Below are 25,947 nucleotides of genomic sequence, written 5' to 3'. Positions count from 1 at the left end.
GGTTACGCCTGGTCGGTCCGCTTCAGCGAGGGTTCGTAGCGGATCCGCTGTCGAACCAGTTGGAATGGGCGCTCCCCGTACGGCGTTGTGGAGTGGGTGACCGAGAACACCCGTGGTGACCGGTACGGCCCGCCCGAGCACGAAGCGGTACGGCGGCGGCTCATGGCCGAACACGCCGACACGGGCGAGCGGATGGCGTCGCTCCGCCGTGACTTCGAGGCGATCGTCGAGGCGAACGCCCTGGTGGCCGTCGATGACGAGCATGACCCCGAGGGGTCGAGCACCGCTTTCGAGCGGGCGCACGTCGCCGCCCTGCTGGCCCAGGCGCGCGAGCACCTGACTGAGCTGGACCTGGCCGTGGCACGGCTGGAGGCCGGCGACTACGGGCGCTGCGAGAAGTGCGGCGAGCCCATTCCGGCCGCCCGGCTGGAGGTGCGGCCGGCGGCCACCACGTGCGTCGGCTGCGCGGGCGGGGGCGCGGGGCGTCGCCGTTGAGCGTGCCGGTCGGGTGCGGTGTCCGGCCGGCAGTGCCTGCCGGAACACCTCGGGAGTCGCCCCGGAGGGGTCCGATTCGCACCAGGCGTTGGGGCAGGCGGTGCAGGAACCGTCCGCACCCCACCACAACTGCCCCTGGTCGACGCGCTGTCCGACGTTCCGTAACAGCACCCCGCCGCATTCGTCGCAGCGTTCCGTGATCTCGACCCCTTGAGCAATCACCGGCCGCCCTCCTTTCGTCGGCGGCGGAAGCAGGTTGCGTACGCCCCCGTCACCCGTCGCGAGCCGTAGGGGCGGGACGTACCCCATCATGGACGGTGGCGGCGCACCGGCAGGTGCGGGACGGGGATGCGGGACGGGGAGAGGGACAGCCGATGAGGCAGACGCTTGCGGAGATCCTGGACGGGGCCGCGCGCGGCCGGTTTCCGGCGCCAGACGGGAGTACGACCGTGGTGGAGGCGCCGAGCGGGCGGGACAGCGGCGTGATCGCCTTCACCGCGCACTCGGTGGTGTTCACCGACGAGGACCCCGCGTGGGTCCACGCGACCCTGGCCTCCGTGGACTGCGACGCGCTGGCGGCCACCATGCATCCGCGCTTCCTGCTGGCGTTCCTCGAACGGACCGGCCGGACCACCGACACGATCGACCTCCTCACGGTCGCGCCCGCGCTCCCCGGCGATCCTCCGCTGGACCTGCGGGAGGTCACCGATCCGGTGCATCCCCAGGGCGTGAGCGCGCGCAGGTATCGGGACGAGGTGCGGATGTGGGCGGTCGACGGTGGGGTGCTGGTCCTCGGACGTGGGGTGGCGGGCCGCTGGGAGGTGGCAGTGGAGCTGGACGAGGACGCCCGGCACCGCGGTCTCGGGCGCGCCCTGGCCACCGCCGCCCGCCATCTGGTGCCCGAGGGCGAGCCGCTCTGGTCGCAGCAGGCCGCGGGCAACGCGCGCAGCATCAGGGCGTTCCAGGCCGCCGGGTTCCGGCCGGTGGGCTCGGAGGCGTTGCTGCTCGGCCGGTAGGGCGCGCGTCGTCCCAGGTTTCCGCCCTGGGCCTTCGCGTACGTCCGGAAGCGGGGGTACGGGGTTGGGGATCGGGGGACCCGCACCCGTACCTTCACTCCATGGGGCTGGATATCAGTGTGATGATCGCGGACTGGGAGTGGCTGGGCGGCGTTCCGCCCCGCGAGCGCCTGGCGCGGCTGAGGAATGCCTGGTACGCCGATGAGACCGGGCTCTGGGACATCGACGCGCCCCCGCCCGCCGGCGACTGGGAGTGGCCGCAGGGGCCCGACGCCGCCTGCTTCGCCGTCTACGACTTTCCGCGCACCGCGGGTTCGTACAAGGCGCACTTCTGGGCCGGGGAGCGGTGGGAGCGCCTCCGCCCACACGCCGATCCGCGGTCGCGGACCGATCTGGACGCCTTGTTGCTCGGGTTGATCTGGGGCGGGTTCGACGGCGAGGCGCAGCACATCGACCCGGGCTTCTTCAGCGAAGACCCCGAGGTCTCCCACGGCTTGCTGGTCGCGCGGTCTCCGGGCAGTGTGCGGGAACTGGCCCTGGTGTGGGAGCGGGCCGGACCCCGCCTCGGCGGGCTGCGCGCCGCCTTCACCGAACATGCCGCCGCCCCCGGGGGCTGGGTCGGTGAGTTCGACGAGTTCGTCGACCTGCTGGAGGGCTGGGGCCGCGTCCTGGCCGAAGCTTCCCGGCGGGGCTGGGGCATCGTCGGGGTGAGCGGGTAGGGAGCGCTGGGGGCGTGTTCGGGGGCGTACGGGTCGGAGACCTGCGCACGCGTGATGGGCCACGGCTCGGCGGTGAGACGCCGCGCGGTACCGGGTCCTCGGGTCCTCGTCCCGGGATGCGCTCCGTGACCCCCCGATGCACCGTGGAGTCATGGCCGCGCATCCTCCCGTGATCGTGTACCCGCCCTCCGCGTCCGGAGCGCGGCGGGTCACCGTGCACGGGCAGATCGTGGGGCTGGCGCACGGGCGGGGCGAGGTGGCCGCCATGTTGCGGGTCGCCGGGTTCGCGCCGGGGCCGGACGCGGTCGTCGAGCTGGACCGGCCCGGGCTGATCGAGTGGCGCGGCGGCGACCTCGACACCTGGGACGCCCCGTGATCCGTCACCCGAACGGGTGCTTCCCAGTGGCTGGCCGGGTGGGCCGAAGGAAACGTCGGAGCTGACCCGCGCGCATGTGCAGCGCAGGTCAGGACAGCAGGCGCCCGCGCCTGTCCCGGCCAAGGAGTCCCCATGTCCCAGCCCACCGCACCGACGCCCGGCACCTCCCGTCCCGCCGCATCCGGCGCCGACACCGGCAACCCCTGGGCCGGCGGCGGAACGCTGTTCGCCGGCTTCCTGCTCCTCGTCGACGGTGTCCTCGGAGTGATCAAGGGCATCGCGGGGATCGCGACCAACGACGTGTACACGGCCGTCAACAACTACGTCTTCAAGTTCAACGTCACCGCGTGGGGCTGGATCCACCTCGTCCTCGGCGTGCTCCTGATCTTCGTCGGCTGGGGCATCCTCAAGGGCGCGACCTGGGCCCGCGCCGTGGGCATCGCCCTCGTCTCCCTGAACCTGATCGCCAACTTCATGTGGCTCCCGTACACGCCGGTCTGGGCCATCGTCACCATCGCCATCGACGTCTTCATCATCTGGGCGCTGAGCACCTACCGGTCCGACCGGGAGGGTTCCTACCTGGCCGGGTGATGGGGTGACGGGGTGAGGGGGAGAGGAGGGGTGACGGATGGCGCGTGACGGATGGCGCGTGACGGGCCGGAGCCGCGGATGCCCGTTGTCAGTGGTGCGGTCCACACTGGAGTCATGTGCCGCAGCATCAAGACCCTTCGTCCGCCCGCCCTCCCCGAAGAGGCCACCGAGGAGGACATGCGGGCCGCCGCCCTTCAGTACGTACGCAAGGTGTCCGGCTTCCGTGCGCCCGCCGCGCACAACCGGGAGGTGTTCGACCGTGCCGTCGACGAGATCACCGCTGCCACGATGAAGCTGCTGGACGGCCTGGAGATACGGGGCTCCGCCCGGAGCGCCGCCGAGGGCTGAGCCCGGCCGGGGGCGGGCGCTCAGGAGCAGGGGTGCTCGGGGCGCGGGACGCTCAGGGGGAGGCCGGGGCCGGTGACGGCACCGACGCCTCCGTCTTCGCCGCGCGTGCTGCGCCCGGGCGCTTGACGACGAACGCGGCGAGCGCGCCCGCCATGAACAGGGCCAGTACCGACACGGCCGTCCCGAACCAGGTCGAACCGAGCCACCGGCCCCCGAAGTAGCCGAGCCCCACGCTGTAGCCCGCCCAGGCCAGGCCCGCCAGGGCCGACCACGGCAGGAAGTCCCGCACCCTGCGGTGCGCGGCGCCCGCGCCGAGGGAGACCACCGAGCGGCCCGCGGGGGCGAACCGGGCGATGACGACGAGCGCGCCGCCGCCCCGGCTGAGGGCAGCGCCGAGACGTTCCTGCGCCCGGGTGAGACGGCGCGAGCGGGCGATCGCCCGGTCCAGCCGGTCGCCGCCGCGCCAGGCGAGCCGGTACGCGACGAGGTCGCCGAGCACCGACGCGGTGGCGGCGCAGAGGACCAGCACGAGCAGCGACGGCACCTCGCCCGCCGCCTCGCCGCCGTTGACGCCGGTGGAACCCGCGGCGGCCGCCGTGGCGGCGGTGATCACCAGGACCCCGCTGGGCAACAGGGGCAGAAAGACGTCCAGGAGCACCGAGAGGGCGACCACCGCGTAGATCCATGGGCTGCTGGTCAGCGCGCCCACACTCTCAAGCACCGTCTACTCCCCGATCATGTCAACGCCGCGACGTCGCAGGGGAGCGGCATGGGCGGCAGGTTCAGCTGTACAGCGTACGCGTGAGGGTGGTCGGCCCCTTGGCCAGGGTCGGGTGATATCGAGCGGGGCACGTACACCCCACGGGCGATACGCGCGTTAGGGAGGGGAAACGACCGACTCGATCAGGGAGCAGCGCATGACGGCACGGGTGGAACAGCGAGCGGGGCAACGGGCGGGCCGGACGACGGGTGCGGTACGGAGGCGGCGGCGGGCTCTGGCCGGAGCTGCGGCGGTCCTGCTGATGCTTGCCGGCGGCACCGGAGCCGGCGTCGCCCAGGGGGCGGACAGCGCAGGCACAGGAGCAGGCGCGGGCACCGGCGGTGCGGACAGCTCGCCCGCCCCGGAGGGCGACGGGCACGCGGCCCACGGCACCGGCACGGCGGGCGGCACCGGAACGGCGGGCAGCGCGGCGGGCGGCACCGGCGCGGCGGGCAGCGCGGCGGGCGGCACCGGGGAGGCGGGGCTCGTGGGTGGCGCTTCGCGAAGCGGGGGGCTCTGGATGCGGGTCGACGGGGTCTTCTCGCCGCCCGGCTCCTTCGTACCGTCCGACGCCCTGACGTACGACACCCGGCTGGTCCCGGCCGCCGCGCGGATCGAGGTCACGCAGTACACGGACCGGTCCGGCAACCGCGTCGGCACCAGGCTGCACGGGCTCCTCCCGAACCGTCCGTACGGGATGCATGTGCACACCGAGCCCTGTGGAGCGGATCCCTCGGCGGCGGGGCCGCACTACCAGCACCGCGCCTTGCCGACCGCGGACCCGGTCAACGAGGTGTGGCTCGACTTCCGGACCGACGGCGACGGCGACGGCGCGGCGGAGGCCCGGCACGACTGGGGGTTCCGGGAGGGTGACGCCCGCTCGGTGATCGTGCACGACGAACAGGGCGGCGCGGGGAAGCGGGTGGCCTGCTTCACGGTGCCGTTCGCGCCCTAGCGGGAAACGGCCCGGTGGGAAGCGACCTGGCGGGAAACGGCCCGGCGGGGAGCGACCTGGCGGGAAACGGCCCGGCGGGGAGCGACCTGGCGGGAAACGGCCCGGGCGGGAAGCGACCTGGTCTGGTGAGGGGATGCGGCGGTGCCCCGCCTCTCCGCGGTCGTCGCGCGGGGGAGCGGGGCACCGCCCTTTCGTCCGGGGTCGGCCTGTCAGGCCGATACGGTCGAGCTCCGCTCCTGGCGGGAGGCGTCCTCGGAGGCGACGCGCGTCTCCCGTCCCGCGAAGAACCGGTCCAGCGCCAGCGCGCCAGGACCGGTGAAGATCAGCAGCAGGAACGCCCAGCAGAAGAGCGCCGACAGCTCGCCGTTGTTCTGGAGCGGCAGGAGCGCGTCGGGCTGGTGCACCTTGAAGTACGCGTACGCCATGGAGCCCGAGGCCAGGAAGGCGGCGGCGCGGGTGCCGAGGCCGAGGGCGACCAGGGCCCCGCACACCAGCTGGATCAGCGCGGCGTACCAGCCGGGCCAGGCTCCGGTCTCCGGCTGGTTGCCGCCGAAGAGTCCGAAGAGCGAGGCGGCTCCGTGGAAGGCGAAGAGCAGGCCGATGACGAAGCGGAAGAGGCCGAGCGCGTAGGGCTGGGCCTGGTTCAGGCGGCTGAGCATGGGGGAGGGCTCCTTCGGTCGGGTGGGGACGTAAACCGATTGGGCGCCTCAGGTTAGGGATACCTGACCAGTGCTTGCAACTTCAACATTCCGCCGAGTGGCTGAAAAGCGACTACCTCTCACGGGTGAGTGAACGCTCAAAAACTGCCTCTAGCTGCGCTCCTTCCGCGCTCGAGTTGGCCTGTACCAATGTCAGCACAGAGTTTCGGCCACTCAACACGAGCGTCATCAGTTGGTTACCGAACCAGGGTCCGCCCGCCTTGGACCAGGTCACCGGCGTCGGTTCCGTCCGTCCGTGGCGTGCCAGCACCCGGCCCAGCCGCAGGCCCGCCCGGCTCCAGCCGAACCGGAAGCCCGAACGGATCGACCGGGGGATCGAGTTGTGCACGGGCGAGCAGGTCAGCTGGAGGATGCGGGCCTCCGGAGCGCCCTCGGCGTCGAGGGCCGGCCACTGCGGCTCGGCGATATACGCGTGGTGCACATCGCCCGAGAGGACGCAAATCGTCGCGGGGGCGTCCCGGCCGCTCCCCGCCTCCCGCAGGAGCTCCGTGAACCGGTCGAAGGAATCGGGGAAGGCGGCCCAATGTTCCAGGTCGGACGCCCGGCGCAGCTTCTCGCCGAAGCGCGCCCACCGGCTCCCGCGCGCGCCCGCGCACAGAGCCGCGTTCCAGCGCTCGGCGTCGTGGACGAGCGGGGGCAGGAGCCACGGCAGGGAGCTGCCGATCAGCAGGTGATCGTATGAGGCCGGGTCGTCGAGGACCTCCTCCCGCAACCAGCGGGCCTCGTCGGCGTCGAGCATCGACCGCTCCTGCTCGGCCAGGACCCGGGCCGCGCGGGTGTCCACCATCAGCAGTCGTACTCGGCCGAAAACACGTCGGTAGCTCCAGCGGGTGCGGGCGGGGTCCGCGTCGGTCTCGGCTGCGAAGCGGCGCAGCGCCTCGGTGCCGTCCGGTGCGGCGCGGACCGCCGCGTACACGGGGTCGGCGGCCAGTTCGGCGGGCGAGAGGTTGCCCAGATGCTGGTGGACCCAGTACGACATCAGCCCGCTGACGATCCGCTCGTGCCACCACGGGGTGGCGCGGATGTCCTCCTGCCAGGCGGCGCTGGTGTTCCAGTCGTCGATGACGTCGTGGTCGTCGAAGATCATGCAGCTCGGGACCGTGGAGAGCAGCCAGCGCACCTCGGGGTCGCGCCACGATTCGTCGTAGAGGTAGGTGTACTCCTCGTAGTCCGCGACCTCCGTGCCCGGCGGTTCGCGCAGGTCGCGGCGGGTGGCGAGCCTGCGCTGCGTCGCCCGGGAGGTCTCGTCCGCGTACACCTGGTCGCCGAGGAGCAGCAGGACGTCGGGGCGCTCGGCCGCCGGGTCGGCGGCGAGGCGGGCGGCCAGGGTGACCAGCGCGTCCGGGCCCGCCGGGTCGTGCCCGCCGCCGGGGGACGCCGCCCAGCGGCACGAGCCGAACGAGATCCGGACGTCGCGCCGGGCCTCCCCAGCCGCCGGTCCCTCTCGCGGTTCCTCCGCCGGTCCCTCCCGCGGCCCCTCCGCCGGGGCCGGTCCCGAAGGCCCTTCCCCCGAGTGCCCTTCCCCCGAAGGCCCTTTCGTCGCCCGGGCAGCCGCCGGGGGCGTGGTGATGGTGCTCGGCGGGAGGCGGGAGTCCTCGGGCGGCCAGACGCGCCGGCTCCCGATCCGTACCTCGTACGCCGTCGTGGAGCCGGGCGTCAGCCCCGTGACGACCACCAGGGCGTAGTGGTGCCCGGCCACCGCGAACGTCGGGGACGCCCCCGACGCGCCGTCCGCGCACCGCACCTCCACGGTGCACGGGCGGCTCGCCTCGACCCAGACGGTCGCGGTGGAACCGGACTCCCAGTCGACGTACCGCAGCAGTGGCCCCAGACGCAGCCCGGCCATGTCATGTCCTCCTCGCACCGTCGTCGTCACGGGTGATCCCGTACCCCGTAGCTCGTACGGGCCGACTCCTTGCGAGCCGACTCCGTACGAACGGTACGACGGGGGAGGGCGGGGAGGGCCGCCTGTTTCCTGCCGTTCGGGGGGTCAGCAGCCGTTGAGGGCGGTTTGCAGGGCGCTCTTCTCGGCGGAGTCCACGCTCAGGCCGTAGTGGTGCTTGACGTGCACCCACGCGCGGACGTAGGTGCACTTGTACGCCGCGCGCGGCGGCATCCACTTGGCCGGGTCCTTGTCGCCCTTGGCCTGGTTGACGTTGTCGGTGACCGCGATGAGCTGCGGGCGGGCCAGGTCGTTGGCGAAGGACTGCCGTTGGGCGTTGGTCCAACTGCTCGCACCGGAGCGCCACGCCTCGGCGAGCGGGACCATGTGGTCGATGTCGACGTCGGACGCCGCACTCCAGGTCGCGCCGTCGTACGGGGAGTACCAACTGCCGCTGACAGCGGCACAGGAGGCGTCCTGCTGGACGTTCGTGCCGTCGCGCTTGAGGACCACTTCACGGGTGTTGCAGGTCCCCGACTGGGTGCTCCAGTGCGGGAACTTGTCGCGGCTGTACCCGCTGGACGAGCCCTCCGCGCCCACGGTGAGCTGGCCGAGGTAGGTGCGTGCGGTCGCCGCGCTGACCGGGGTGGGGAGGGCGGCCTGCGCGGTCGGGGCGGTGAGCAGGACGGAGGTGGCGGCGAAGGCGGCGGTTGCAGCGGCGACGGCTGTGCGACGCGCGTAGACACCGGACATGCGAACTCCCTTGGTGTGGGGGGTGCGTGGGCAGGCGGCTGTGGAGCCCGCCCATCGTGGCGGCGCCAGGTTTCTGTGGGGTGGGCGCCAGGTAACAGAGTGACGACATGTGCACGTCACATCAAGGGGTGTGAAGGGGCGCGTGGGGGCGAAGTATCCGCCGGGCGCGTTGAAGTGTGAGATTTGACGAAGCGTCAGGGATGTGGTCCGGCGCGGTCTTCGGGAGCGGCTTCTACTCTTTGCCGTGTGCTGCTTCCGGTCTCACCGGCCCTCGGGGTCGTCCTCGCCGTCCTGTTGGTCCTCGCGGCCGCCGTCGCCGCGTGGGCCCGGCTGGGCCGCTCGCGCGAGATCCTCGTGGCCGGGGTGCGGGCCGCGGCCCAACTCGCCGCGGTGTCCCTGCTGATCGGCTGGGTCGTCCGGTATCTGGCGCCGCTGCTCGGCTTCGTGGCGCTGATGTTCGCCGTGGCCGCCTGGACGGCGGGGCGTCGCGTCACCCGTAACCGCACCTGGTGGTGGGCGGCCGTGCCGATCGCGGCGGGCGCGCTGCCCGTGGTGGGGCTGCTGCTGGTCACGGGGCTCGTGCCGGTGAGGGGCCTGGCGCTCATCCCCGTGGCGGGCATCCTCATCGGCGGGGCGCTCACCGCGACCGTACTCGGCGGGCGGCGCGCCCTGGACGAACTCGCCACCCGTTACGGGGAGGTGGAGGCGGGGATGGCCCTCGGGCTGCCCGACCGGGATGCCCGGCTGGAGATCGTACGGCCCGCCGCCTCGGACGCGTTGCTGCCGGGGCTCGACCAGACCCGGACGGTGGGGCTCGTCACGCTGCCGGGGGCGTTCGTGGGCATGCTGCTGGGCGGGGCCTCGCCGGTGGAGGCGGGTGCGGTGCAACTGTTCGTGCTGGTGGCCCTGATGGCGGTTCAGGCGGTGGCCGTCGCGGTGGTGCTGGAACTGGTCGCGCGCGGGCTGCTGCACCGGGGGTGAGAGCGCCCGGGGCGGGGCAGGGGCTCAGGCCGCGCTGATGTGCAGGCGGATCGAGCCGTCCTCGGCCGCCTCCACCCGAACCTGCGTCAGGTCCTCGACATGGGCGTCCGGCGACAGGGCCGCGGCGCGCGGGCCGACGCCGACGACGCGCATGCCGGCGGCCCGGCCGGCCGCGATGCCCGCCTCGGAGTCCTCGAACACGATGCAGTCCGCCGCCCCGAAACCGAGCTCCGCCGCGCCCTTGAGGAAGCCCTCGGGGTCCGGCTTGCTGGCGCCGACCTGCTCGGCCGTGACGCGTACGGCGGGCATCGGCAGCGCGGCCGCCGTCATCCGGGCCGTCGCGAGCGCGCTGTCGGCCGAGGTCACCAGTGCGTGCGGGAGGCCGGCGATCGCGGCCATGAACGCGGGGGCCCCGCCGATCGGCACCACGCCGTCGACGTCGGCGGTCTCCTCGGCGAGCATCACCCGGTTGTCCGCGTAGTTCTCCTCCACGGGGCGGTCCGGGAGCAGGACGGCCATCGTGGCGTACCCCTGGCGGCCGTGGACCACCTTGAGTGCGGCCTCGGGGTCCAGTCCGTGCCGGACGGCCCACCGACGCCAGCAGCGCTCGACCACCGCGTCGGAGTTCACGAGGGTGCCGTCCATGTCCAGCAGGAGGGCGCTTGCAGTGAGGACGGTGGCCGGCATCGGCTGACTCCAGAACGGGGTAGTGCGGGGCGCGCGGGGTGGTGGCGCGGTACAAGAGCAGCCCCGCCCGCCGGTCAGGGAGAGCGGGCGGGAGCTACTTTGTTCCACGAACATACAAAAACCTGGGCCGGAAAGCCAATCCCGCAGGTCCGCCCGTGCTCCCGTCCGCCCGTGCTCAGGTGCGTCCGCCATGCTCACGTCCGCCGGGCCCGGGTCCGCGTGCTCGCCGCGGCCCGTCAGTCGCGGCCCCGGCCGGTCGTCTCCGCCTCCAGCGCGCGCCGGGTGTTCGGCCCGTACACGCCGGCCGGGTCGCCCTGGATCGCCTTGTACGACTGGTAGACCCGTACGGCGTTCTCCACCCGGTCGTTGAAGTTCGCGTCTGAGGGGCCGTGGTAGAGCCACACCTCCTTGAGCCGGTTCTGCAACTCGGCCACCTGCGGCCCCTGGTCGCCGTGCCGCAGCGCGGAGGGGGCCGGCTCGGCGGGCGGGGCGGCGGACGGCGGGACCTGGTCCGGGGCCGGGCTGCCGGTCGCCGGGGCGCTCGGGGCCTCGGCGACCGGCGTGGCCGGGGCGGAGGCGGACGGGGTCGGCGTGGCGCTCTGCGTCGGCGAGGCGGAGGCGGACGCGGACGCCGAGGGGGTGGGCGAGGCCGACGCCGTACGGGACGGGGCGGCCGAGGGGGAGGGGGACGGGGCGACGGATGCCGCCGGTTCGTCCTCGGCGTCCGGGACGCTCGTGGTCGCCTCCGGCAACGCCCCGCTCGGGCCGCCGTCCCGGTCGAACAGCCCGCCGGCGAAGGCCGCCGTGCCGACCACCGCCGCCACGGCCGCCCCCACGGCCAGGATCGCGAAGGGCCGCCTGCGGCGCGGCTGCACGGGGTCGTCGCCGGGGGCGGGGGTGTGGAAGGGGGTGGTCGTGGAGTCGTGGGCGAGGGTGGGGCCCGAGCCGTGGAAGGGCGAGCCGGGGGAGCCCGCCGGGACGCCCCCGCCCGGCGACGGCGACGGCGACAGCGACAGCGGCATGGTGGTGTCGGCGGCACCGGAAACGTCCTGACCAGGCTCGGCCCCGGACCGGGACTCAGCCCCGGACCCGGCCCCGACTCCAGTCCCGGCCCCGACACCGCCCCCAGTGCCGGCCCCCGCCCCCGCGTCGACGTCGTCATCGGACGCCGTGCTCTCCGTCAACGTCACATACGGCCTGATCCGCAGCGGGTCGAAGTCCTCCGCCGCCGCGATCTCCGCCGAGCGGGCGGCGCGCAGCTCCTCGCCCGTGAGCCGTGTCGTGCCCGACGCGCCCGTGTCCGTACCGCACCGGCAGGGCACCCGGTGTTCCGTGCCGGGCTCGCCTGCCGTCCGTCTGCCGCACTCCGGGCATGCGTGTCCGGTCATCGTGGGTCCCCTCCCCTTGAACTGCCTGCGATTATGCAGCCCCCTCCGGCGAAGCCCAATGCCCCTGGGCGGCGCGCAGGGGGCCGCATACCACGCTCGGCAGGCCATAACAGGGCAGAACGGCCAGGATGGGGGTGTAGTGGATCAGCGGATCGAGGAGATGTCCATGGCCCAGCAGCTGAGCCCGCCGCCCATGGCCCCCGGCGAGGGACAGTCCCGCCGAACCGTTCTGGTGGCGATCGGCGCACTGCTCCTCGGCATGCTGCTCGCCGCACTCGATCAGACCATCGTCTCCACGGCGCTGCCGACCATCGTCAGCGAGCTCGGCGGCATGGACCACCTGTCCTGGGTGGTCACCGCCTATCTGCTGGCGGCGACGGCCGCGACACCGCTCTGGGGCAAGCTCGGCGACCAGTACGGCCGCAAGAAGCTGTTCCAGACCGCGATCGTCATCTTCCTGATCGGCTCCGTCCTCTGCGGTCTCGCCCAGAACATGCCCCAGCTCATCGGCTTCCGCGCTCTCCAGGGGCTCGGCGGCGGCGGGCTCATGGTGCTCTCGATGGCGATCGTCGGCGACATCGTCACCCCGCGCGAACGCGGCAAGTACCAGGGCCTGTTCGGCGCGGTCTTCGGGGTGACGAGCGTGCTCGGGCCGCTGCTCGGCGGGTTCTTCACCGAATCCCTCAGCTGGCGCTGGGTGTTCTACATCAACCTGCCGATCGGCGTCGTCGCGCTGCTCGTCATCGCGGCCGTGCTGCACATCCCGGTCCACCGCGAGAAGCACACGATCGACTACCTCGGCACCTTGCTCATCGCCGCCGTCGCCACCTGCCTGATCCTCGTCGCCTCCCTCGGCGGCACGACCTGGGCCTGGGCTTCGGCGCAGATCATCGCGCTCGCGGTGCTGGCCGCCGTGCTGCTGGTCGCGTTCGTCGCGGCGGAGCGGCGGGCGGTGGAACCGGTGCTGCCGCTGAAACTCTTCCGGATCAGGACCTTCAGCCTCGTCGCCGTGATCAGCTTCGTCGTCGGCTTCGCGATGTTCGGCGCGATGACCTATCTGCCCACGTTCCTCCAGGTGGTCCACGACATCACGCCGACCATGTCCGGCGTCCACATGCTGCCGATGGTCCTCGGCATGCTCCTCACCTCGACCGGCTCCGGCCAGCTCGTCAGCCGCACCGGCCGCTGGAAGGTCTTCCCCGTCACCGGCACTGCCCTGACCGCCGCCGGGCTCCTGCTCCTCCACCGGCTCGACGAGTCCAGCTCCACCTGGCAGATGAGCGCCTCGTTCTTCGTCTTCGGGGCCGGGCTCGGCCTCGTCATGCAGGTGCTCGTCCTCGTGGTGCAGAACGCGGTCTCGTACCAGGACCTCGGCGTCGCCACCTCCGGCGCGACGTTCTTCCGCTCCATCGGCGCGTCGTTCGGCGTGGCCATCTTCGGCACCGTCTTCACCAACCGGCTCACCGGCCAGCTCGACAGCGCGCTCGCGGGCCGCACCCTGCCACCGGGCGTCGACGCCGACCGGCTGGCGGCCGACCCCCGGGCCATCCAGATGCTCCCCGCCGACCTGCGGCCCTCGATCCTCGACGCGTACTCCACGTCCATCACGGACGTCTTCCTGTACGCAGCCCCCGTCGTCCTGGTCGCCTTCGTGCTGACCTGGTTCCTCAGGGAGGACAAGCTCCGGGGCTCGGTGACCGCGCCCGACACCAGCCAGACGCTCGCCTCGAACCCGGTGGAGCGCTCCTCCTACGACGAGTGCGCCCGCGCCCTTTCGGTGCTCGCCACCCGGGAGGGCCGCCGGGAGATCTACGAGAAGATCACCGCGCGGGCGGGGTACGACCTGCTGCCCGCCGCCAGCTGGCTGCTGCTGCGGATCAAGCGGCACGGCACCGTGGAGCCCGCCCGGCTCGCGGAGGTGGCCCCCGTACCGCTACGGGTGATCACCGAGGCGGCCCGGCAGGTGGAGGGGCGCGGACTGGCCCGCCGCGAGGGGCTCCAGATGATCCTCACCGACGAAGGGGCCGAAGCCGTCGTGCGGCTCTCGCAGGCCCGGGAGGACTCCCTCGCCGAACTGCTGGGCGACTGGTGGGGACCCGAGCGCCCCACCGACCTGGTCAAGCTCGTCGCCGAGCTGACCCATGAGGTCAGCGGGTCGAGCAAGGAGCGCCCCCATATGCCGGCCCCGCCCCGCGACCACGCGGCGGACTGGCACCACGACCTCGACCACCGCGACCTGGACCGGCACCGGCACCGGCACCACCGAGGCCGCCAGGACGACCTCAGCCGTCCCGATGACCTGAGCCGTCCTGATGACCTGAGCCGTCCCGATGACCTGAGCCGTCAGGGCGACCTGAGCCGTCCCGACCACCGGAGCCGTCCGGACGACCTGAGCCACCCCGACGACCTGAGCCGTCCCGACCGGGACCACCCCGGCCGGAACCTCGGCGACCCCCCGGACCCCCGGCCCTGACACCGGCCCGGACCCCCGCCCGGCACCCCCGGCCCTGACACCTCCCACTCCCCCCCGGACCCCAGCCCCCCCCGCCCGCCTCACAGCTCCTTGGCGAACCAGACCTCCGCGTACGGGTTGCGGCGGTGGAAGGCGGGCACCGCCGCGTAGCCGTGCTTCGCGTACAGCCCGCGCGCCTCGACCAGGTCGAGACGGGTGTCCAGCCGGAGCAGCCGCACCCCGAGCGCCCGCGCCTCCTCCTCGATCGCGGCCAGCAGCAGCCCGCCGCCGCCCGTGCCCCGGAACGCCGGGCGCACGTACACCCGGGTCAGCTCCGCCGAACCTGGCGCGCTCCCCTCGGTGAGCACCAGCCCGGCGCAGCTCGCCGCCTTGCCCTCGTGGCGGCCGACGACGAACTGGCCGGTCGGCGGCAGCAGCAGGTCGGCGCCGTCGTCGGCCAGTCCCTCGGCTATCTCCGCGTCGGTGGCGGGCCGCTGCCAGTAGCGGCCGGCGACCTCGTCGTAGTAGTCGCGGCGCAGCGTCGCGGCGTCGGGCGAGTCGAATCGTTCGGCGGTGACGGTCCAGGTCATGCGGGGCATTCTCGCTCCCGCGCGACCGAAGGTCGACGTGATTCCGCGCGGGCGGGGACAGCGGCCCGACCGACGCCCGACCGATGTCCCACGGACACGCGACCGTCCACCGACCGATGTCCCACGGACACGCGACCGTCCACCGACCGACGCCCCACCCCGGATCACCCGGGATGACAGTCAGGCAAAGAGGGGGTTGATTGTGTCTACCCCCTAGGGCAATGCGAGGCTTCACCCGGCACTGCCCTCACTCGAAGGGGCGGCGCATGGAACGGTGGGAGGGGCGGCGCGGCGTGGCGAATGCGGATCACAGTGTGCGCGGTGACGTGGCGACGGACGCGGAGAGCAGGACCCGGCTGACCCGGGCCCTGCTCTGGCTGGTCGTGGCCGTGCTGGCGGCACGGCAGATGACGGTGGTGCTGAGGCAGCCGCCCGGTGAACGGCTCACCGATCTGGAGACCTGGATCGGGGAGAACGGCGTTCTGCACGTGACGGGCTCGCTGTACGAGAGCGGCCGGTTCACCGGGACCCCCTTCGCGGGACTGGTGCTGAAGCCCCTCGCCGCTTCGGCCCAGCAGTCCCTGGGCGTCGCCTGGACGTTCGGGTCCCTGCTGCTCGTCGTCGCCCTCGGCGTCGTCGCGGCCCGCGCCCTGCCCGCGCCGGTCGGCCGGCGTACGGCGCTGCTCGCGGTCCCCGTGGCGATCAGCCTGCTCATGCTGTCGCTCCCGGTCCGCAACACCCTGCACCTGGGCCAGACCAGCATCCTGCCGGTCCTGCTGGTGCTCCTGGCCTGCTTCGCGGCCCGCGACCACCGGTTGCAGGGCGTCCTCGTCGGCCTCGCGGCGGCTCTGCAACCGGCGCTCCTGCTGTTCGCCGCGCTGCTCTGGCTGACCGGCAGGCGACGGGCCTCGGCGACCGCGGGCGCGGCCTTCGCCCTCTGCACGGTCGCCGCCTGGGCGGTGGCGCCGAAGGACTCGTGGACGTACTGGCTGCACCATGCCGTGGGCGCCGGGCTCGGCGAGCGGCCGGACAGCCTGGCCAACCAGTCCCTGCACGGCGCACTGCTCCGCCTCGGCTTCGAGGGGCCCGCGGAGATCGCCCTGTTCCTCGTGCTGGCCGCCGGGGTCGCCGTCGTCGGCGTGCGGCGCGCGGTCCGCTACGCCCAGGACGGGCAACTGCTCCTGGCCGTCGCCGTGACCGGCTGCGTCGTCGTGGCCGTCTCGCCCACGGCCTGGCAGCACCAGCTGCTGTGGGTGCTCCTCGCGGTCGTCGGCAGGGTCGGCAAGCGGGCCTCCGACCGGCTGGTCTGGCCGGCCGTCGTGGTGCTCGTCGTCACGCTCCCCGGCAGGATGCTGCTGCCGGACGGCGCGCTGCTCGCTCCCGTACGGGACAACGCGCTGCTCCTCGTGGCGCTCGCCGCCGCCTGCGTCGCCCCGTTCCTGCCGCGCACCTCGCCGTACTGGCGGCAGCCGATCCCCACCGACTACGCGAGACCGGTGGCCGCGCGCTTCGGACGCGTGCCGCTCCTGCCGTTCTGGCGCCGGGTGCTCAGCCGCCCCAACCTCCTGCTGGAACTCCTGCTCATCCGGGTCGTCTACTCCGCGTACTCCCAGGTCCGCCTGGCCGCCACCGCCGGCCGGCCCGTCGCGGAGGAGCACGGCCGGCAGATCCACGCCATCGAGCAGTGGCTGCACATCGACATCGAGCTCTGGGTCAACCACACGGTCGTGCAGATCACCTGGCTGCGGGAGTTCTTCGATTACTACTACCAGACCTTCCACTTCATCATCCCGCTGGCGATCCTCGGCGTGCTCTACGCGCGCCGCCCCGCCGACTACCGCTGGGTCCGCTCCTCCATCGGCTTCGCCACGCTGCTGGCGCTCGTCGGGTTCTGGCTCTACCCGCTGGCCCCGCCCCGGCTCATGCCCGGCCTCGGCTTCGTCGACACCATCAACGGGGTGCAGGACTTCTCCCGGCCCGACTTCGGGACGCTGACCACGGTCACCAACCAGTACGCGGCGATGCCGTCACTGCACTTCGGCTGGTCGCTGTGGTGCGGTGTGGTGATCGTGATGCTGGCCCCGAAGATGTGGATGAAGGCGCTCGGCCTGCTGCACCCGCTCTTCACGATCGCCGCGATCGTGGCCACCGCCAACCACTGGGTGCTGGACGCGGCCGGCGGCGGACTGGTCGTCGCGATGGGCTTCGGGCTGACGTATCTGCTGTCGGGGCCGAGGAAGTTGGCGACGGGGCCGGCTGCCGAGAATCAGGGGCCGGCCGGCGAGCGCCTGGAGCGGGCGACCGGATGCCCGGAGCCGGTGACCGGCCGTCCGGAGCGGGCGGCGGAGCCCGGGGGCGGGCGGCCCGCCGTGCCGGCCGCCCGGTCCGTGCCCGCCGTCGAGACCGCCGAGGTGGCCGAGGCCGCGGTGGCCGAGAAGGTGGGCGGCAAGCAGTAGCGGCGCCCCTGCGACATGGCGGGAGGCGGCCGGCGTCAGGCGACCGCGGACGTGCTCACCTGAAGCTGCTTGATGCCGTTGAGCCACGCCGACCGCAGCCGCCGCGGGTCCTCCAGGAGCCGCAGATCGGGCAGCACGTCCGCGATGGCGTTGAAGATCAGGTCGATCTCCATCACGGCCAGCGACTTGCCCAGGCAGAAGTGCGGGCCGCCGCCCCCGAAGCCCAGGTGCGGGTTGGGGTCGCGGGTGATGTCGAAGGCCCCGGGGGAGTCGAACACCTCGGGGTCGTTGTTGGCGGAGGAGTAGAACAGCCCGACCCGCTCGCCCTCCCTGATCCGCTGACCGCCCAGCTCCAGGTCCTGGGTGGCGGTCCGCTGGAAGGAGACCACCGGGGTCGCCCAGCGCACGATCTCCTCGGCCGTCGTCCTCGGGCGCTCCCGCTTGTAGAGCTCCCACTGCTCGGGGTGGGTGAGGAAGGCGTGCATGCCGTGGCTGATGGCGTTACGGGTGGTCTCGTTGCCGGCCACCGCGAGCAGGATCACGAAGAACCCGAACTCGTCGGAGGACAGGTTCCCCTCACCCTCCGCCGCGACGAGCTGGGAGACGATGTCCTGCGCCGGGCACTCCTTGCGGGCCGCCGCCAGGTTCATCGAGTACGCCACGATCTCCATCGCCGCCTCGGCCCCGACCTCCTCGGTGATCGCGTACTCGGGATCGTCGTACGCGGCCATCTTGTTGGACCAGTCGAAGATCTTCGCCCGGTCCTCCTGCGGTACGCCGATGAGTTCGGCGATCGCCTGGAGCGGGAGCTCCACCGCGATGTTCGTGACGAAGTCGAAGGACCCGTCCGCGTCGGCCGAGGCGTGGGCGCTCTCCACGATGGAGCGGGCCCTCGCCCGCAGCGCCTGCTCCAGCGAGCGCACCGCGCGCGGGGTGAAGCCGCGCTGGACGATCTGGCGGACCCGGGTGTGCTCCGGCGGGTCCATGTTGAGCATGATGAGCTTCTGGACCTCGATCTGGTCGCGGCTGATCGTCTCGTTGAAGCGGATGACGGCGGTGTTGGTGTTCGAGGAGAACAACTCGGGGTGCGTGGAGACGTACTTGACGTCCGCGTGGCGGGTGACGGCCCAGTACCCCTCGTCGCCGAAGCCGGAGATGTTGGTGGGCTGGGCGCACCACCAGACCGGCGCGGTCTGCCGCATCAGGGCGAACTCCGGGAGTGGGACGCGGGACTGGAGGAGGTCGGGGTCGGTGAAGTCGAACCCGTCTGGCAGATGGGGGCAGCGCATGGGCACCTCTCCACTCCGGATCTGGCGGCGAACCGTCAGGCAGTCGCAGTTTCTGATGCTCCATCAGAAACTGCCCGCAAGGTAGTAACGAGTTCTACAAGTCGCAAGAGTCCTGGCCGGATCCGTTCCCCGCGACCGGCCCGCGCAGCCGCCCTCCCCGAAGCAGGGGCGCGCGCAAGGGGGGTACGCGGTGGGTGCACGCCCCTTGCGCGGGCGGGCCCGCGTCACGAGACTGCTTGCAGAACTAGAACGCGTACTAGTTACTTCCATGGGCGCCGGGACGCCCCCAGCGGAAGTGCGAGGAGAGGACGAGCTCATGGCCGCGGAACCCGTCATCGTCGAAGCCGTACGCACCCCCATCGGCAAGCGTGGAGGCGCGCTCGCCAATCTGCACCCGGCCTACCTGCTGGGCGAGACCTACCGTGAACTCCTCGGCCGCACCGGCATCCAGGCCGACTGCGTCGAGCAGATCGTCGGCGGCACCGTCACCCACGCCGGGGAGCAGTCCATGAACCCGGCCCGCAACGCCTGGCTGGCCGTGGGCCTGCCGTACGAGACCGCCGCCAGCACCGTGGACTGTCAGTGCGGTTCCTCGCAACAGGCCGCGCACATGGTCGCCAACATGGTCGCCGCCGGAGTCATCGACGTGGGCATCAGCTGCGGCGTCGAGGCGATGTCGCGGGTGCCGCTGGGCAGCGGCTCCAAACACGGGCCGGGCAAGCCCTGGCCCGACGAGTGGAACGTCGACCTGCCCAACCAGTTCGAGGCCGCCGAGCGCATCGCCCGCAAACGCGGCCTGACCCGCGAGAAGGTCGACGCGCTCGGCCTGCTCTCGCAGCAGCGGGCGGCCGCCGCCTGGGCCGAGGAGCGCTTCAAGCGCGAGACGTACGCCGTCCAGGTCCCCACCACCGAGGAGGAGCAGGCGGCGGGCCAGGGCATGTGGCGGCTCGTCGACCGGGACGAAGGGCTGCGGGACACCTCGATGGAGGCGCTCGCCGGGCTGAAAGCGGTCATGCCGAGCGCGATCCACACCGCCGGCAACTCCTCCCAGATATCCGACGGCGCCTGCGCCCTCATGTGGGCCTCCAAACGGATGGCCCGGGCCCTCAAGCTCAGGCCCCGGGCCCGGATCGTGGCCCAGGCGCTGGTCGGCTCCGACCCGCACTTCCACCTGGACGGCCCCGTGGACGCCACCCGGGCGGTGCTCGGCAAGGCGGGCATGTCGCTGAAGGACATCGACCTGGTCGAGATCAACGAGGCGTTCGCGTCGGTGGTGCTGAGCTGGGCCCAGGAGTTCGAGGCGGACCTCGACGGCCTGGAGAAGGTCAACGTCAACGGCGGCGCGATCGCCCTCGGCCACCCGGTCGGCGCGACGGGCGCCCGCCTGATCACCACGGCCCTGCACGAACTGGAGCGCCGCGACAAGGAGTTCGCGCTCATCACGATGTGCGCGGGCGGGGCGCTGGCCACGGGGACGATCATCCAGCGGCTGTAGCCGCACGGCGGCCTGCTCTCCCGGAGCCCAGGGGGCCGTTCACCCCTCGGGCTTCCCGTGCCCGTCGACCCTCGCCCGCCCGTCGACCTCCGCCTGCCCCTCGACCCCCGCCCGCCCCTCGAACCCCGTCCGCCCCTCGAACCCCACCCGCGCGTCGAACGCCGCCCGCCGGGTCGCCCGGCGCAGGGCCTTCAGCAGGGTCGGGCCGATCGTCAGCGTCAGGGCGACCGTGAGCACCGCCCGCCCCAGGTCCCAGCCGAGCGAGGTCGCCGCGCAGTAGGCGAGGAAGCGCACCAGGTTCTCGTGGAGCGGGTCGCCCGCCACGAACGAGATGCCCGAGCCGAGACCGGGGATGATGGTCCAGCCGTACAGATTCATGATCGTGCCGTACGCGAACGCCGCCACGGACCCGTAGACGGCCAGCATCGCCAACTCCGCCCGCCCGCGCAGCCGGTCCGCGCCCGGCAGCAGGCCCGCGCCCATCGTGAACCAGCCCATCGACAGCATCTGGAACGGCATCCACGGCCCCACCCCGCCCGTGAGCAGGGCGGACGCGAACATCGTCACCGAGCCGAGCACGAAGCCGAAGCCGGGGCCCAGCACCCGGCCGCTCAGCACCATCAGGAAGAACATCGGCTCCAGGCCCGCCGTGCCCGCCCCCAGCGGGCGCAGCGCGGCCCCCACCGCCGCCAGCACGCCGAGCATCGCCACGGCCTTGGCGTCCATCCCGGACTCCGAGATCGTCGCCACCACCACCGCGACCAGCAGCGGCAGCAGCGCCGCGAACAGCCACGGCGCGTCCTGCGCGTGCGCGAGCCCGGAGTCGGCTCCGGCCAGCAGCGGCCACCCGAAGGCGACCACGCCGACCGCGCTGACCAGCACCAGCGCGGCGACCGACTTCGGCCCGAGCCGCACGGGCCGGGGGGCCCGCCCCCGTACCGCCGTCGCGTCGCTCATCGGTCCGCCTCCCGCCCCGTGCCCCGCACCCGTACGCCCGCTCCGCCGCCGCTCACGCGCCCGCCTCCAGTGCGCCGCGCACCTGGGAGACGGTCAGCCACTCCTGCGGGGCCAGGATCTTCGCCGTCTGGGGGGCGAAGGCGGGGGAGGAGACCACCACCCGCCCGGTCGGGCCGTCCGCGACGACCTCCCCGTCCGCGAGGATCACCACCCGGTGGGCCAGCTCCGCCGCCAGCTCCACGTCGTGCGTGGCCAGGACGATCGCGTGGCCCTCGGCCGCCAGCGACCGCAGTACGCCGACGAGCCGCCCCTTGGCCGCGTAGTCCAGGCCCCGGGTCGGCTCGTCCAGCAGCAACAGCGGCGGGCGGGCCGTGAGCACCAGGGCGAGGGCCAGGGCGAGCCGCTGCCCCTCGGAGAGGTCGCGCGGGTGGGTCGCGTCCCCGACGCCCGGCAGCAGTTCGGAGACCAGGGCCCGGCAGGCGCCTTCCGCCGCGCCCGCGTCCCGGTCGGCGGCGGCGCACTCGGCGGCCACCGTGTCCGCGTACAGCAGGTCGCGCGGCTCCTGCGGGACGAGGCCGACCCGGCGGATCATGGCGCGCGGATCGGTGAGGGCCGGGGCCAGTCCGCCGACGCGCACGGTGCCGGAGGCGGGCTCGACCATGCCGACGAGCGCGCCGAGCAGCGTGGACTTGCCGGCCCCGTTGCGGCCCATCAGCGCCACCGTCTCGCCCGGGGCCACCGTGAGCGTCACCCGCCGCAACGCCTCGATCCGGCCGCGCCGCACGCCCAGGTTCTCGACCCGGGTGACGGGGTCGGCGGCGGGGGCTTCGACGGTCCTCGTACGACCCAGGAGCCGGGCGATCCGCCCGGGACCGGGGCCGGGGGAGACGGGCGCGGGCGCGACGGACACGTTCACCGAAAGCTCCGGCGGCGCGGGCGGTGAGGTCTCCGCCAGCCGGGCCCGCAGCCCGCCCGCCCCGCGCCGGGCGTCCCGCACCGAGAGCGGCAGCGGGTCCCAGCCCGCCAGCAGCCCGAGCTCCGCGACCGGCGGCCGGACCGGCGAGATCGCCATGATGCCGGCGGGCGGCCCCATCACGGGGGCCGCTCCCGGCGCGGGCAGCAGGACGACCTGGTCCGCGTACTGCACGACCCGCTCCAGCCGGTGCTCGGCCATCAGCACGGTCGTCCCGAGATCGTGCACCAGCCGTTGCAGCACGGCGAGGACCTCCTCGGCCGCCGCCGGGTCCAGCGCGGACGTCGGCTCGTCCAGGACCAGCACCTTGGGGTGCGGGGTCAGCACCGAACCGATCGCCACCCGCTGCTGCTGGCCGCCCGACAGGGTCGCGATCGGCCGGTCGCGCAGCTCGGCCAGGCCCAGCAGATCGAGCGTCTCCTCCACCCGCCGGCGCATGACGTCCGGGGCCAGGCCCAACGACTCCATGCCGTAGGCGAGTTCGTCCTCGACGGTGTCCGTGACGAAGTGCGCCAACGGGTCCTGCCCCACCGTGCCCACCAGATCGGCCAGTTCACGCGGCTTATGGGTGCGGGTGTCGCGCCCGTCCACCGTGACCCGGCCCGAGAGCACCCCGCCCGTGAAGTGCGGGACGAGCCCCGACACCGTACCCAGCAACGTCGACTTGCCGACCCCGGACGGGCCGACGAGCAGCACCAACTCCCCTTCCGGGACAGCGAAATCGACCCCGGACAGGGTGGGCCGGTCCGTCCCGTCGTACCGCACGGAGACCTGCTCGAACCTGATCACGCCTGCTCCTTGCTGGGACGGTCGTGTTCTTCGAAGCGCCGCGCTGTCGGCGGCACGGGCGCGACCAGCGCGGGCAGCAGCCCGACCAGCACGACCGCCGCCGGCCACAGCGGCAGCACGGGCGCGGTCAGCGGTACGACTCCGGGGTGCAGCGCCCCAGGATCGACGGAGCCCGCCCAGATCATCGCGGCCGCCACCACCGCACCCGACCCCGCCACCAGCCAGGCCCGCGGCCCCCACCGGTCGGGGCGGTAGCGGGTGCGCACCGAACGCCGGCCGCCCAGCCGCAGCCCCGCCATCGCCGCGACGAGCCCCGCCAGCAGCAACGGCAGCCCGTACACGGCCCCTTGGGCGGCCAGCAGCCCGTAGGTCCCCGCGCACACCCCGAGCAGCCCGCCCAGGGTGAGCACGTTGGTGGTGTGCCGGACGGCGGGCGGGACCTGGGCGGTACGCCCGTAACCGCGCGCGTCCATCGACGCGGCCACCGCCACCGAACGCTCCAACGCCCCCTCCAGCACCGGCAGTCCGATCTGCGCGACGGCCCCGACCCCACCGGTCGGCCGCCCCCGCAGCCGCCGCGCGGTGCGCAACCGCACCACGTCCGCGACCATGTTGGGCGCGAACGTCATCGCGACGACGACGGCGACCCCGACCTCGTACAGCGCACCGGGCAGCGACTTCAGCAACCGGGCCGGGTTGGCGAGGGAGTTCGCCGCGCCGACGCAGATCAGCAGGGCGGCCAGCTTCATCCCGTCGTAGAGGGAGAAGACCAACTGCTCCGCCGTGACCCGGCCGCCGATCCGCACCCCCTGCGCCCAGTTCGGCAGCGGCACTTCGGGGAGCGTCAGCACGGTGTGCGAGCCGGGGATCTGCGAGCCGAGGAAGACGGAGAACAGCAGGCGCAGCGCCACGACGAAGAGCCCGAGCTTGATGAACGCCCCGTACGAGCGGGCCCACGGCGCGTCCGTGCGCCGGGCCGCCACCACATACCCCGCCACCCCCACCAGCAGCCCGAGCAGCAACGGGTTGGTGGTGCGGGACGCGGCGACGGCCAGCCCCAGCGCCCACAGCCACCACGCCCCGGCGGGCAGCGCGTTGGAGCGGCCCGCCTCGGGCGCGTGCAGGGCGCGCCGGAGCAGCCGGGCCGTGCCGGGGGAGCGCGTCATCGGCGCCGGCGGGCCTGGAACACGGCGGCGACGCCCAGCAGCAGGACGGCCCCGATGCCGACGAGGAGCCCGGCGGAGGGGCCCCCGCCGCTGTCCCCGCCGTCGTCGTCCGCTGCCGGGGCCGAGGCGGTGGGGGTGTCGGTCGGCTTGTCGCTGCCGTCCCCCGACACCTGCTCGCCGCAGCCCGTCCTCGGATAGCCGGAGATCGCGCAGATCATCGCGCTGCTGTCGTACCGCAACGGCTTCGCCACCGCCGCGAGCGCCTCCGCGCTGCTGGCGTCGGGCGCGACCTGGGCGCAGGCGGTGCGCGGCGCGGGCGGCTTCTCGCCGTCCGGGGCGTCCGCCGTCGTACCCGGGTCGATCACCAGGGCGACCCGCTTGGAGCCGTCCTTCGCCGGGGTGCCCGCGCAGATCGCCCCGAAGTCGGGGGCGCGGCGCGGCCGGTCGGCGTCGGCGGAGTCCTCGCTGACGGAGAACCGGAAGCCCTGGACCGTACCGTCGTCGGGGCGCAGGAGGGAGGGGCCCTGGGTGGCGTACTCCCAGTTCTTGCCGTCGCCCAGCCAGAACGACCAGTAGCGGTACCCGGCGGCCTCGGCGCCGCCCGCGCCGAACAGGACCGCCGACGCGGCGAGAAGGGCGGCGAGGAGAGCGGTCAGGAGGGTGGTCGGGGGAGCGGCGACGGGATTCCGGGGCCGTGCCGGAACCGGCCTACGCGTCACGGCTGCTGCTTCTTCCGCCGCATGCTCAGCAGGAACCCGACGCCCGCGCCGAAGGCCAGGCCGATGCCGATCAGCCACCACAGCCCCAGCCCGCCGTCGTCGCTGCTGGTGCCGCTGGTGGGCTGCGCACCGGTCGGCGTCGGCTGGGGGACGGCGGTCGCGGCGGGGGCGGGGCCGGTCGCGTTCAGCTGCCTGACGAGGTCGACCCCGCCGAACTCGCGGGCGTCCGCGCCCGTCGCGTGCGCGGCGAGGACCAGCTGCGCGATGGCGGCGGGCCCGCCCTGCCGCGCCCAGGTCGTGGCGTTCTTCTCCAGCCACCGCACCGAGGCGGCGGCCTTGTCCTTGTGCCCGGAGGCGGCGAGAGCGACGACGGCGTCCGCCGTGTTGCCGAAGTCGGGCTGCGGCTCGCTGTCCTCGGCGCCCGGCATCGGGGGCTGATCGAGGTGGGGGGAGGCGGCCAGGGTCTCGGCGAGGTAGTGGGCCCCGTTCTGGGCGCTCTCCTCGGCGGTGAGGTCGTCGCCCTCGCGGCAGGCGGGATCCTTCACCGCGTTGTCGTCGTTCACGGCCATGCCCTTGCCGAGCAGTCCGAGCACGGCGGCGGCCGACGCGTCGTCGTTGGCGACGAGCTCGCCCTGCTTGCCGGGCTGGTAGGCGAACGCGCCGCCGTCCTTCTTCCCGCACGGGATGGCCAGGGCCTGGAGCGCGGTGTACGGGGTCTTGCCGTCGTCGGTGCTGACCTCGCCGATCGGCACGCCGGTCACGGCGAGGGCGCCGACCACCACGCCGGTGGAGTTGGCGTCGCTGGGGCTGCCCGGGTTGTACCCCCAGCCGCCGTCGTCGTTCTGGACGGACTTCAGCCAGTCGGCCCCGTTGTTCGCCGCCTCGCGGTGCGTGCCCTCCGCGTAGAGGGCCTGGACGGCGGCGGCGGTGGCGTTGGTGTCCATCACGGTCGACGCGTCGCAGGGCTTGGAGGCGTCCCGGTACGACGTGAACGCGCCGCTGTCGCACTGCTGCCCGACCAGCCAGTCCACCGCCTCGGTGGCCGGTGTGACCTGCTCGGTCTTCTGGGCGAGGAAGGCGAGGGACTGCCGCCACACCCCGTCGTACGTGGGGTCCGTGGTGCCGTAGAGCCCGGCCGGCAGCTCGGCCGAGGGGGAAGGGCTCGGCGCGGCGAGAGCGACGGGTGCGGCCGCGCCCAGAAGAACGGCGGTGGTCGCGAGCGCGGCTGCGCTGCGGCGTACGGTCATGGCGGGCTGGGCCTCTCCTGCGAGGGCCGGAACTCCCCGGCGCACGGGGCACCGGGCTCCGGCCCCGTATGCCTCGACGGTGCCGGCCACCGGGGTTCCGGTGACCCTGGGGTCTGTGATCGCACGTCCCCTGGCCGCTCACGC

Annotated in this window: 24 protein-coding genes; 11 read left to right on the top strand and 13 right to left on the bottom strand. The window is 73.5% G+C overall.

The annotated features are described in order from the left end of the window. Window positions 1-162: 162 nt before the first annotated feature. The 6 genes from ACLJPL_RS01700 to ACLJPL_RS01675 all read left to right on the top strand — a co-directional run bounded on the left by ACLJPL_RS01700 (window position 163) and on the right by ACLJPL_RS01675 (window position 3,545). The gene (locus tag ACLJPL_RS01700; protein WP_411079437.1) at window positions 163-495 is read left to right on the top strand and encodes a TraR/DksA family transcriptional regulator; all 333 of its coding nucleotides are present in this window, start codon (window positions 163-165) and stop codon (window positions 493-495) included. 374 nt (window positions 496-869) lie between these two features. Next, window positions 870-1,511 carry a GNAT family N-acetyltransferase gene (locus ACLJPL_RS01695; RefSeq protein WP_411078834.1) on the top strand — a complete coding sequence of 214 codons (642 nt, stop codon included), beginning with the start codon at window positions 870-872 and terminating at the stop codon, window positions 1,509-1,511. Window positions 1,512-1,612: 101 nt separating this feature from the next. Further along, complete coding sequence (locus ACLJPL_RS01690) at window positions 1,613-2,230, top strand: hypothetical protein (protein WP_411078833.1); 618 nt, start codon at window positions 1,613-1,615, stop codon at window positions 2,228-2,230. 151 nt (window positions 2,231-2,381) lie between these two features. Further along, window positions 2,382-2,606 carry a hypothetical protein gene (locus ACLJPL_RS01685; protein WP_411078832.1) on the top strand — a complete coding sequence of 75 codons (225 nt, stop codon included), beginning with the start codon at window positions 2,382-2,384 and terminating at the stop codon, window positions 2,604-2,606. A gap of 132 nt (window positions 2,607-2,738) precedes the next feature. Then, window positions 2,739-3,197 carry a hypothetical protein gene (locus ACLJPL_RS01680; RefSeq protein WP_411078831.1) on the top strand — a complete coding sequence of 153 codons (459 nt, stop codon included), beginning with the start codon at window positions 2,739-2,741 and terminating at the stop codon, window positions 3,195-3,197. Window positions 3,198-3,311: 114 nt separating this feature from the next. Further along, entirely contained in the window at window positions 3,312-3,545 is a 234-nt protein-coding gene (locus tag ACLJPL_RS01675; RefSeq protein ID WP_411078830.1) for a DUF2277 domain-containing protein, read from the top strand. 52 nt (window positions 3,546-3,597) lie between these two features. Here the strand turns inward: ACLJPL_RS01675 and ACLJPL_RS01670 are convergent, their stop codons facing one another. Next, on the bottom strand, window positions 3,598-4,266 hold the full coding sequence (locus tag ACLJPL_RS01670) for a DedA family protein (protein ID WP_411078829.1): 669 nt from the start codon (window positions 4,264-4,266) through the stop codon (window positions 3,598-3,600). Between the two features lie 196 nt (window positions 4,267-4,462). Between ACLJPL_RS01670 and ACLJPL_RS01665 the strand changes: the two genes are divergently transcribed. Beyond that, on the top strand, window positions 4,463-5,260 hold the full coding sequence (locus tag ACLJPL_RS01665; RefSeq protein ID WP_411078828.1) for a superoxide dismutase family protein: 798 nt from the start codon (window positions 4,463-4,465) through the stop codon (window positions 5,258-5,260). A gap of 209 nt (window positions 5,261-5,469) precedes the next feature. Here the strand turns inward: ACLJPL_RS01665 and ACLJPL_RS01660 are convergent, their stop codons facing one another. From ACLJPL_RS01660 to ACLJPL_RS01650, 3 genes are all read right to left on the bottom strand, one after another. After that, window positions 5,470-5,919: a DoxX family protein gene (locus ACLJPL_RS01660; RefSeq protein WP_411078827.1), complete on the bottom strand. Its 450-nt coding sequence runs from the start codon at window positions 5,917-5,919 to the stop codon at window positions 5,470-5,472. Window positions 5,920-6,031: 112 nt separating this feature from the next. After that, window positions 6,032-7,825 (bottom strand): alkaline phosphatase D family protein, encoded by a 1,794-nt coding sequence (locus tag ACLJPL_RS01655; protein WP_411078826.1) that lies wholly within the window; start codon window positions 7,823-7,825, stop codon window positions 6,032-6,034. A gap of 144 nt (window positions 7,826-7,969) precedes the next feature. After that, window positions 7,970-8,614, bottom strand: coding sequence for an HNH endonuclease family protein (locus ACLJPL_RS01650; RefSeq protein WP_411078825.1), 645 nt, complete (start codon window positions 8,612-8,614; stop codon window positions 7,970-7,972). Between the two features lie 246 nt (window positions 8,615-8,860). Between ACLJPL_RS01650 and ACLJPL_RS01645 the strand changes: the two genes are divergently transcribed. Further along, the gene (locus tag ACLJPL_RS01645; RefSeq protein WP_411078824.1) at window positions 8,861-9,595 is read left to right on the top strand and encodes an ABC transporter permease; all 735 of its coding nucleotides are present in this window, start codon (window positions 8,861-8,863) and stop codon (window positions 9,593-9,595) included. A 24-nt stretch (window positions 9,596-9,619) separates the two neighbouring features. On the opposite strand, the gene ACLJPL_RS01640 is transcribed toward ACLJPL_RS01645, so the two are convergent. Together ACLJPL_RS01640 and ACLJPL_RS01635 are read right to left on the bottom strand one after the other, a co-directional pair. Continuing rightward, on the bottom strand, window positions 9,620-10,282 hold the full coding sequence (locus ACLJPL_RS01640) for an HAD-IA family hydrolase (RefSeq protein ID WP_411078823.1): 663 nt from the start codon (window positions 10,280-10,282) through the stop codon (window positions 9,620-9,622). A 236-nt stretch (window positions 10,283-10,518) separates the two neighbouring features. Then, window positions 10,519-11,670: a peptidoglycan-binding domain-containing protein gene (locus tag ACLJPL_RS01635; RefSeq protein ID WP_411078822.1), complete on the bottom strand. Its 1,152-nt coding sequence runs from the start codon at window positions 11,668-11,670 to the stop codon at window positions 10,519-10,521. 166 nt (window positions 11,671-11,836) lie between these two features. Here ACLJPL_RS01635 and ACLJPL_RS01630 point away from each other — a divergent pair, with 166 nt between their 5' ends. Then, complete coding sequence (locus ACLJPL_RS01630; RefSeq protein WP_411078821.1) at window positions 11,837-14,143, top strand: DHA2 family efflux MFS transporter permease subunit; 2,307 nt, start codon at window positions 11,837-11,839, stop codon at window positions 14,141-14,143. 80 nt (window positions 14,144-14,223) lie between these two features. Here the strand turns inward: ACLJPL_RS01630 and ACLJPL_RS01625 are convergent, their stop codons facing one another. Then, window positions 14,224-14,712, bottom strand: a complete 489-nt coding sequence (locus ACLJPL_RS01625; RefSeq protein WP_411078820.1) for a GNAT family N-acetyltransferase — start codon at window positions 14,710-14,712, stop codon at window positions 14,224-14,226. A gap of 266 nt (window positions 14,713-14,978) precedes the next feature. On the opposite strand from ACLJPL_RS01625, the gene ACLJPL_RS01620 reads away from it, so the two are divergent. Continuing rightward, the gene (locus tag ACLJPL_RS01620; protein WP_411078819.1) at window positions 14,979-17,168 is read left to right on the top strand and encodes a bifunctional glycosyltransferase 87/phosphatase PAP2 family protein; all 2,190 of its coding nucleotides are present in this window, start codon (window positions 14,979-14,981) and stop codon (window positions 17,166-17,168) included. A 35-nt stretch (window positions 17,169-17,203) separates the two neighbouring features. On the opposite strand, the gene ACLJPL_RS01615 is transcribed toward ACLJPL_RS01620, so the two are convergent. Then, window positions 17,204-18,457, bottom strand: coding sequence for a cytochrome P450 (locus tag ACLJPL_RS01615; RefSeq protein WP_411078818.1), 1,254 nt, complete (start codon window positions 18,455-18,457; stop codon window positions 17,204-17,206). Window positions 18,458-18,773: 316 nt separating this feature from the next. On the opposite strand from ACLJPL_RS01615, the gene ACLJPL_RS01610 reads away from it, so the two are divergent. After that, window positions 18,774-19,952 carry a steroid 3-ketoacyl-CoA thiolase gene (locus ACLJPL_RS01610; protein ID WP_411078817.1) on the top strand — a complete coding sequence of 393 codons (1,179 nt, stop codon included), beginning with the start codon at window positions 18,774-18,776 and terminating at the stop codon, window positions 19,950-19,952. A gap of 39 nt (window positions 19,953-19,991) precedes the next feature. On the opposite strand, the gene ACLJPL_RS01605 is transcribed toward ACLJPL_RS01610, so the two are convergent. The 5 genes from ACLJPL_RS01605 to ACLJPL_RS01585 are packed head-to-tail and all read right to left on the bottom strand — an operon-like array spanning window position 19,992 to window position 25,803. Next, on the bottom strand, window positions 19,992-20,909 hold the full coding sequence (locus tag ACLJPL_RS01605) for an ECF transporter S component (protein WP_411078816.1): 918 nt from the start codon (window positions 20,907-20,909) through the stop codon (window positions 19,992-19,994). Window positions 20,910-20,961: 52 nt separating this feature from the next. Continuing rightward, window positions 20,962-22,671: an ABC transporter ATP-binding protein gene (locus ACLJPL_RS01600; RefSeq protein WP_411078815.1), complete on the bottom strand. Its 1,710-nt coding sequence runs from the start codon at window positions 22,669-22,671 to the stop codon at window positions 20,962-20,964. Continuing rightward, window positions 22,668-23,837: an energy-coupling factor transporter transmembrane component T gene (locus tag ACLJPL_RS01595; protein WP_411078814.1), complete on the bottom strand. Its 1,170-nt coding sequence runs from the start codon at window positions 23,835-23,837 to the stop codon at window positions 22,668-22,670. Before ACLJPL_RS01595 ends, ACLJPL_RS01600 begins: the two co-directional genes overlap by 4 nt. Continuing rightward, on the bottom strand, window positions 23,834-24,556 hold the full coding sequence (locus ACLJPL_RS01590) for an SCO2322 family protein (RefSeq protein ID WP_411078813.1): 723 nt from the start codon (window positions 24,554-24,556) through the stop codon (window positions 23,834-23,836). The genes ACLJPL_RS01595 and ACLJPL_RS01590 overlap by 4 nt, the downstream gene beginning before the upstream one ends. Next, window positions 24,553-25,803, bottom strand: a complete 1,251-nt coding sequence (locus tag ACLJPL_RS01585; RefSeq protein WP_411078812.1) for a prenyltransferase/squalene oxidase repeat-containing protein — start codon at window positions 25,801-25,803, stop codon at window positions 24,553-24,555. Before ACLJPL_RS01585 ends, ACLJPL_RS01590 begins: the two co-directional genes overlap by 4 nt. Between the last annotated feature and the right edge of the window lie 144 nt (window positions 25,804-25,947).

It is taken from the genome of Streptomyces sp. cmx-18-6 (genome assembly GCF_046548915.1).
Taxonomy (GTDB): Bacteria; Actinomycetota; Actinomycetes; order Streptomycetales; family Streptomycetaceae; genus Streptomyces.
The sequence above is the reverse complement of the archived record's forward strand: the minus strand, read 5'-3'. Positions and strand labels throughout refer to the sequence as shown.

Bases quoted from the DNA above. Each gene is read 5' to 3' on its own strand.
- ACLJPL_RS01615 (WP_411078818.1), bottom strand. From the start codon at position 18,457: ATGCGCTGCCCCCATCTGCCAGACGGGTTCGACTTCACCGACCCCGAC.
- ACLJPL_RS01605 (WP_411078816.1), bottom strand. From the start codon at position 20,909: ATGAGCGACGCGACGGCGGTACGGGGGCGGGCCCCCCGGCCCGTGCGG.
- ACLJPL_RS01660 (WP_411078827.1), bottom strand. From the start codon at position 5,919: ATGCTCAGCCGCCTGAACCAGGCCCAGCCCTACGCGCTCGGCCTCTTC.
- ACLJPL_RS01625 (WP_411078820.1), bottom strand. From the start codon at position 14,712: ATGACCTGGACCGTCACCGCCGAACGATTCGACTCGCCCGACGCCGCG.
- ACLJPL_RS01690 (WP_411078833.1), top strand. From the start codon at position 1,613: ATGGGGCTGGATATCAGTGTGATGATCGCGGACTGGGAGTGGCTGGGC.
- ACLJPL_RS01680 (WP_411078831.1), top strand. From the start codon at position 2,739: ATGTCCCAGCCCACCGCACCGACGCCCGGCACCTCCCGTCCCGCCGCA.
- ACLJPL_RS01700 (WP_411079437.1), top strand. From the start codon at position 163: ATGGCCGAACACGCCGACACGGGCGAGCGGATGGCGTCGCTCCGCCGT.
- ACLJPL_RS01585 (WP_411078812.1), bottom strand. From the start codon at position 25,803: ATGACCGTACGCCGCAGCGCAGCCGCGCTCGCGACCACCGCCGTTCTT.
- ACLJPL_RS01595 (WP_411078814.1), bottom strand. From the start codon at position 23,837: ATGACGCGCTCCCCCGGCACGGCCCGGCTGCTCCGGCGCGCCCTGCAC.
- ACLJPL_RS01675 (WP_411078830.1), top strand. From the start codon at position 3,312: ATGTGCCGCAGCATCAAGACCCTTCGTCCGCCCGCCCTCCCCGAAGAG.
- ACLJPL_RS01695 (WP_411078834.1), top strand. From the start codon at position 870: ATGAGGCAGACGCTTGCGGAGATCCTGGACGGGGCCGCGCGCGGCCGG.
- ACLJPL_RS01655 (WP_411078826.1), bottom strand. From the start codon at position 7,825: ATGGCCGGGCTGCGTCTGGGGCCACTGCTGCGGTACGTCGACTGGGAG.
- ACLJPL_RS01685 (WP_411078832.1), top strand. From the start codon at position 2,382: ATGGCCGCGCATCCTCCCGTGATCGTGTACCCGCCCTCCGCGTCCGGA.
- ACLJPL_RS01620 (WP_411078819.1), top strand. From the start codon at position 14,979: ATGGAACGGTGGGAGGGGCGGCGCGGCGTGGCGAATGCGGATCACAGT.
- ACLJPL_RS01610 (WP_411078817.1), top strand. From the start codon at position 18,774: ATGGCCGCGGAACCCGTCATCGTCGAAGCCGTACGCACCCCCATCGGC.
- ACLJPL_RS01665 (WP_411078828.1), top strand. From the start codon at position 4,463: ATGACGGCACGGGTGGAACAGCGAGCGGGGCAACGGGCGGGCCGGACG.
- ACLJPL_RS01640 (WP_411078823.1), bottom strand. From the start codon at position 10,282: ATGCCGGCCACCGTCCTCACTGCAAGCGCCCTCCTGCTGGACATGGAC.
- ACLJPL_RS01630 (WP_411078821.1), top strand. From the start codon at position 11,837: ATGGCCCAGCAGCTGAGCCCGCCGCCCATGGCCCCCGGCGAGGGACAG.
- ACLJPL_RS01635 (WP_411078822.1), bottom strand. From the start codon at position 11,670: ATGACCGGACACGCATGCCCGGAGTGCGGCAGACGGACGGCAGGCGAG.
- ACLJPL_RS01650 (WP_411078825.1), bottom strand. From the start codon at position 8,614: ATGTCCGGTGTCTACGCGCGTCGCACAGCCGTCGCCGCTGCAACCGCC.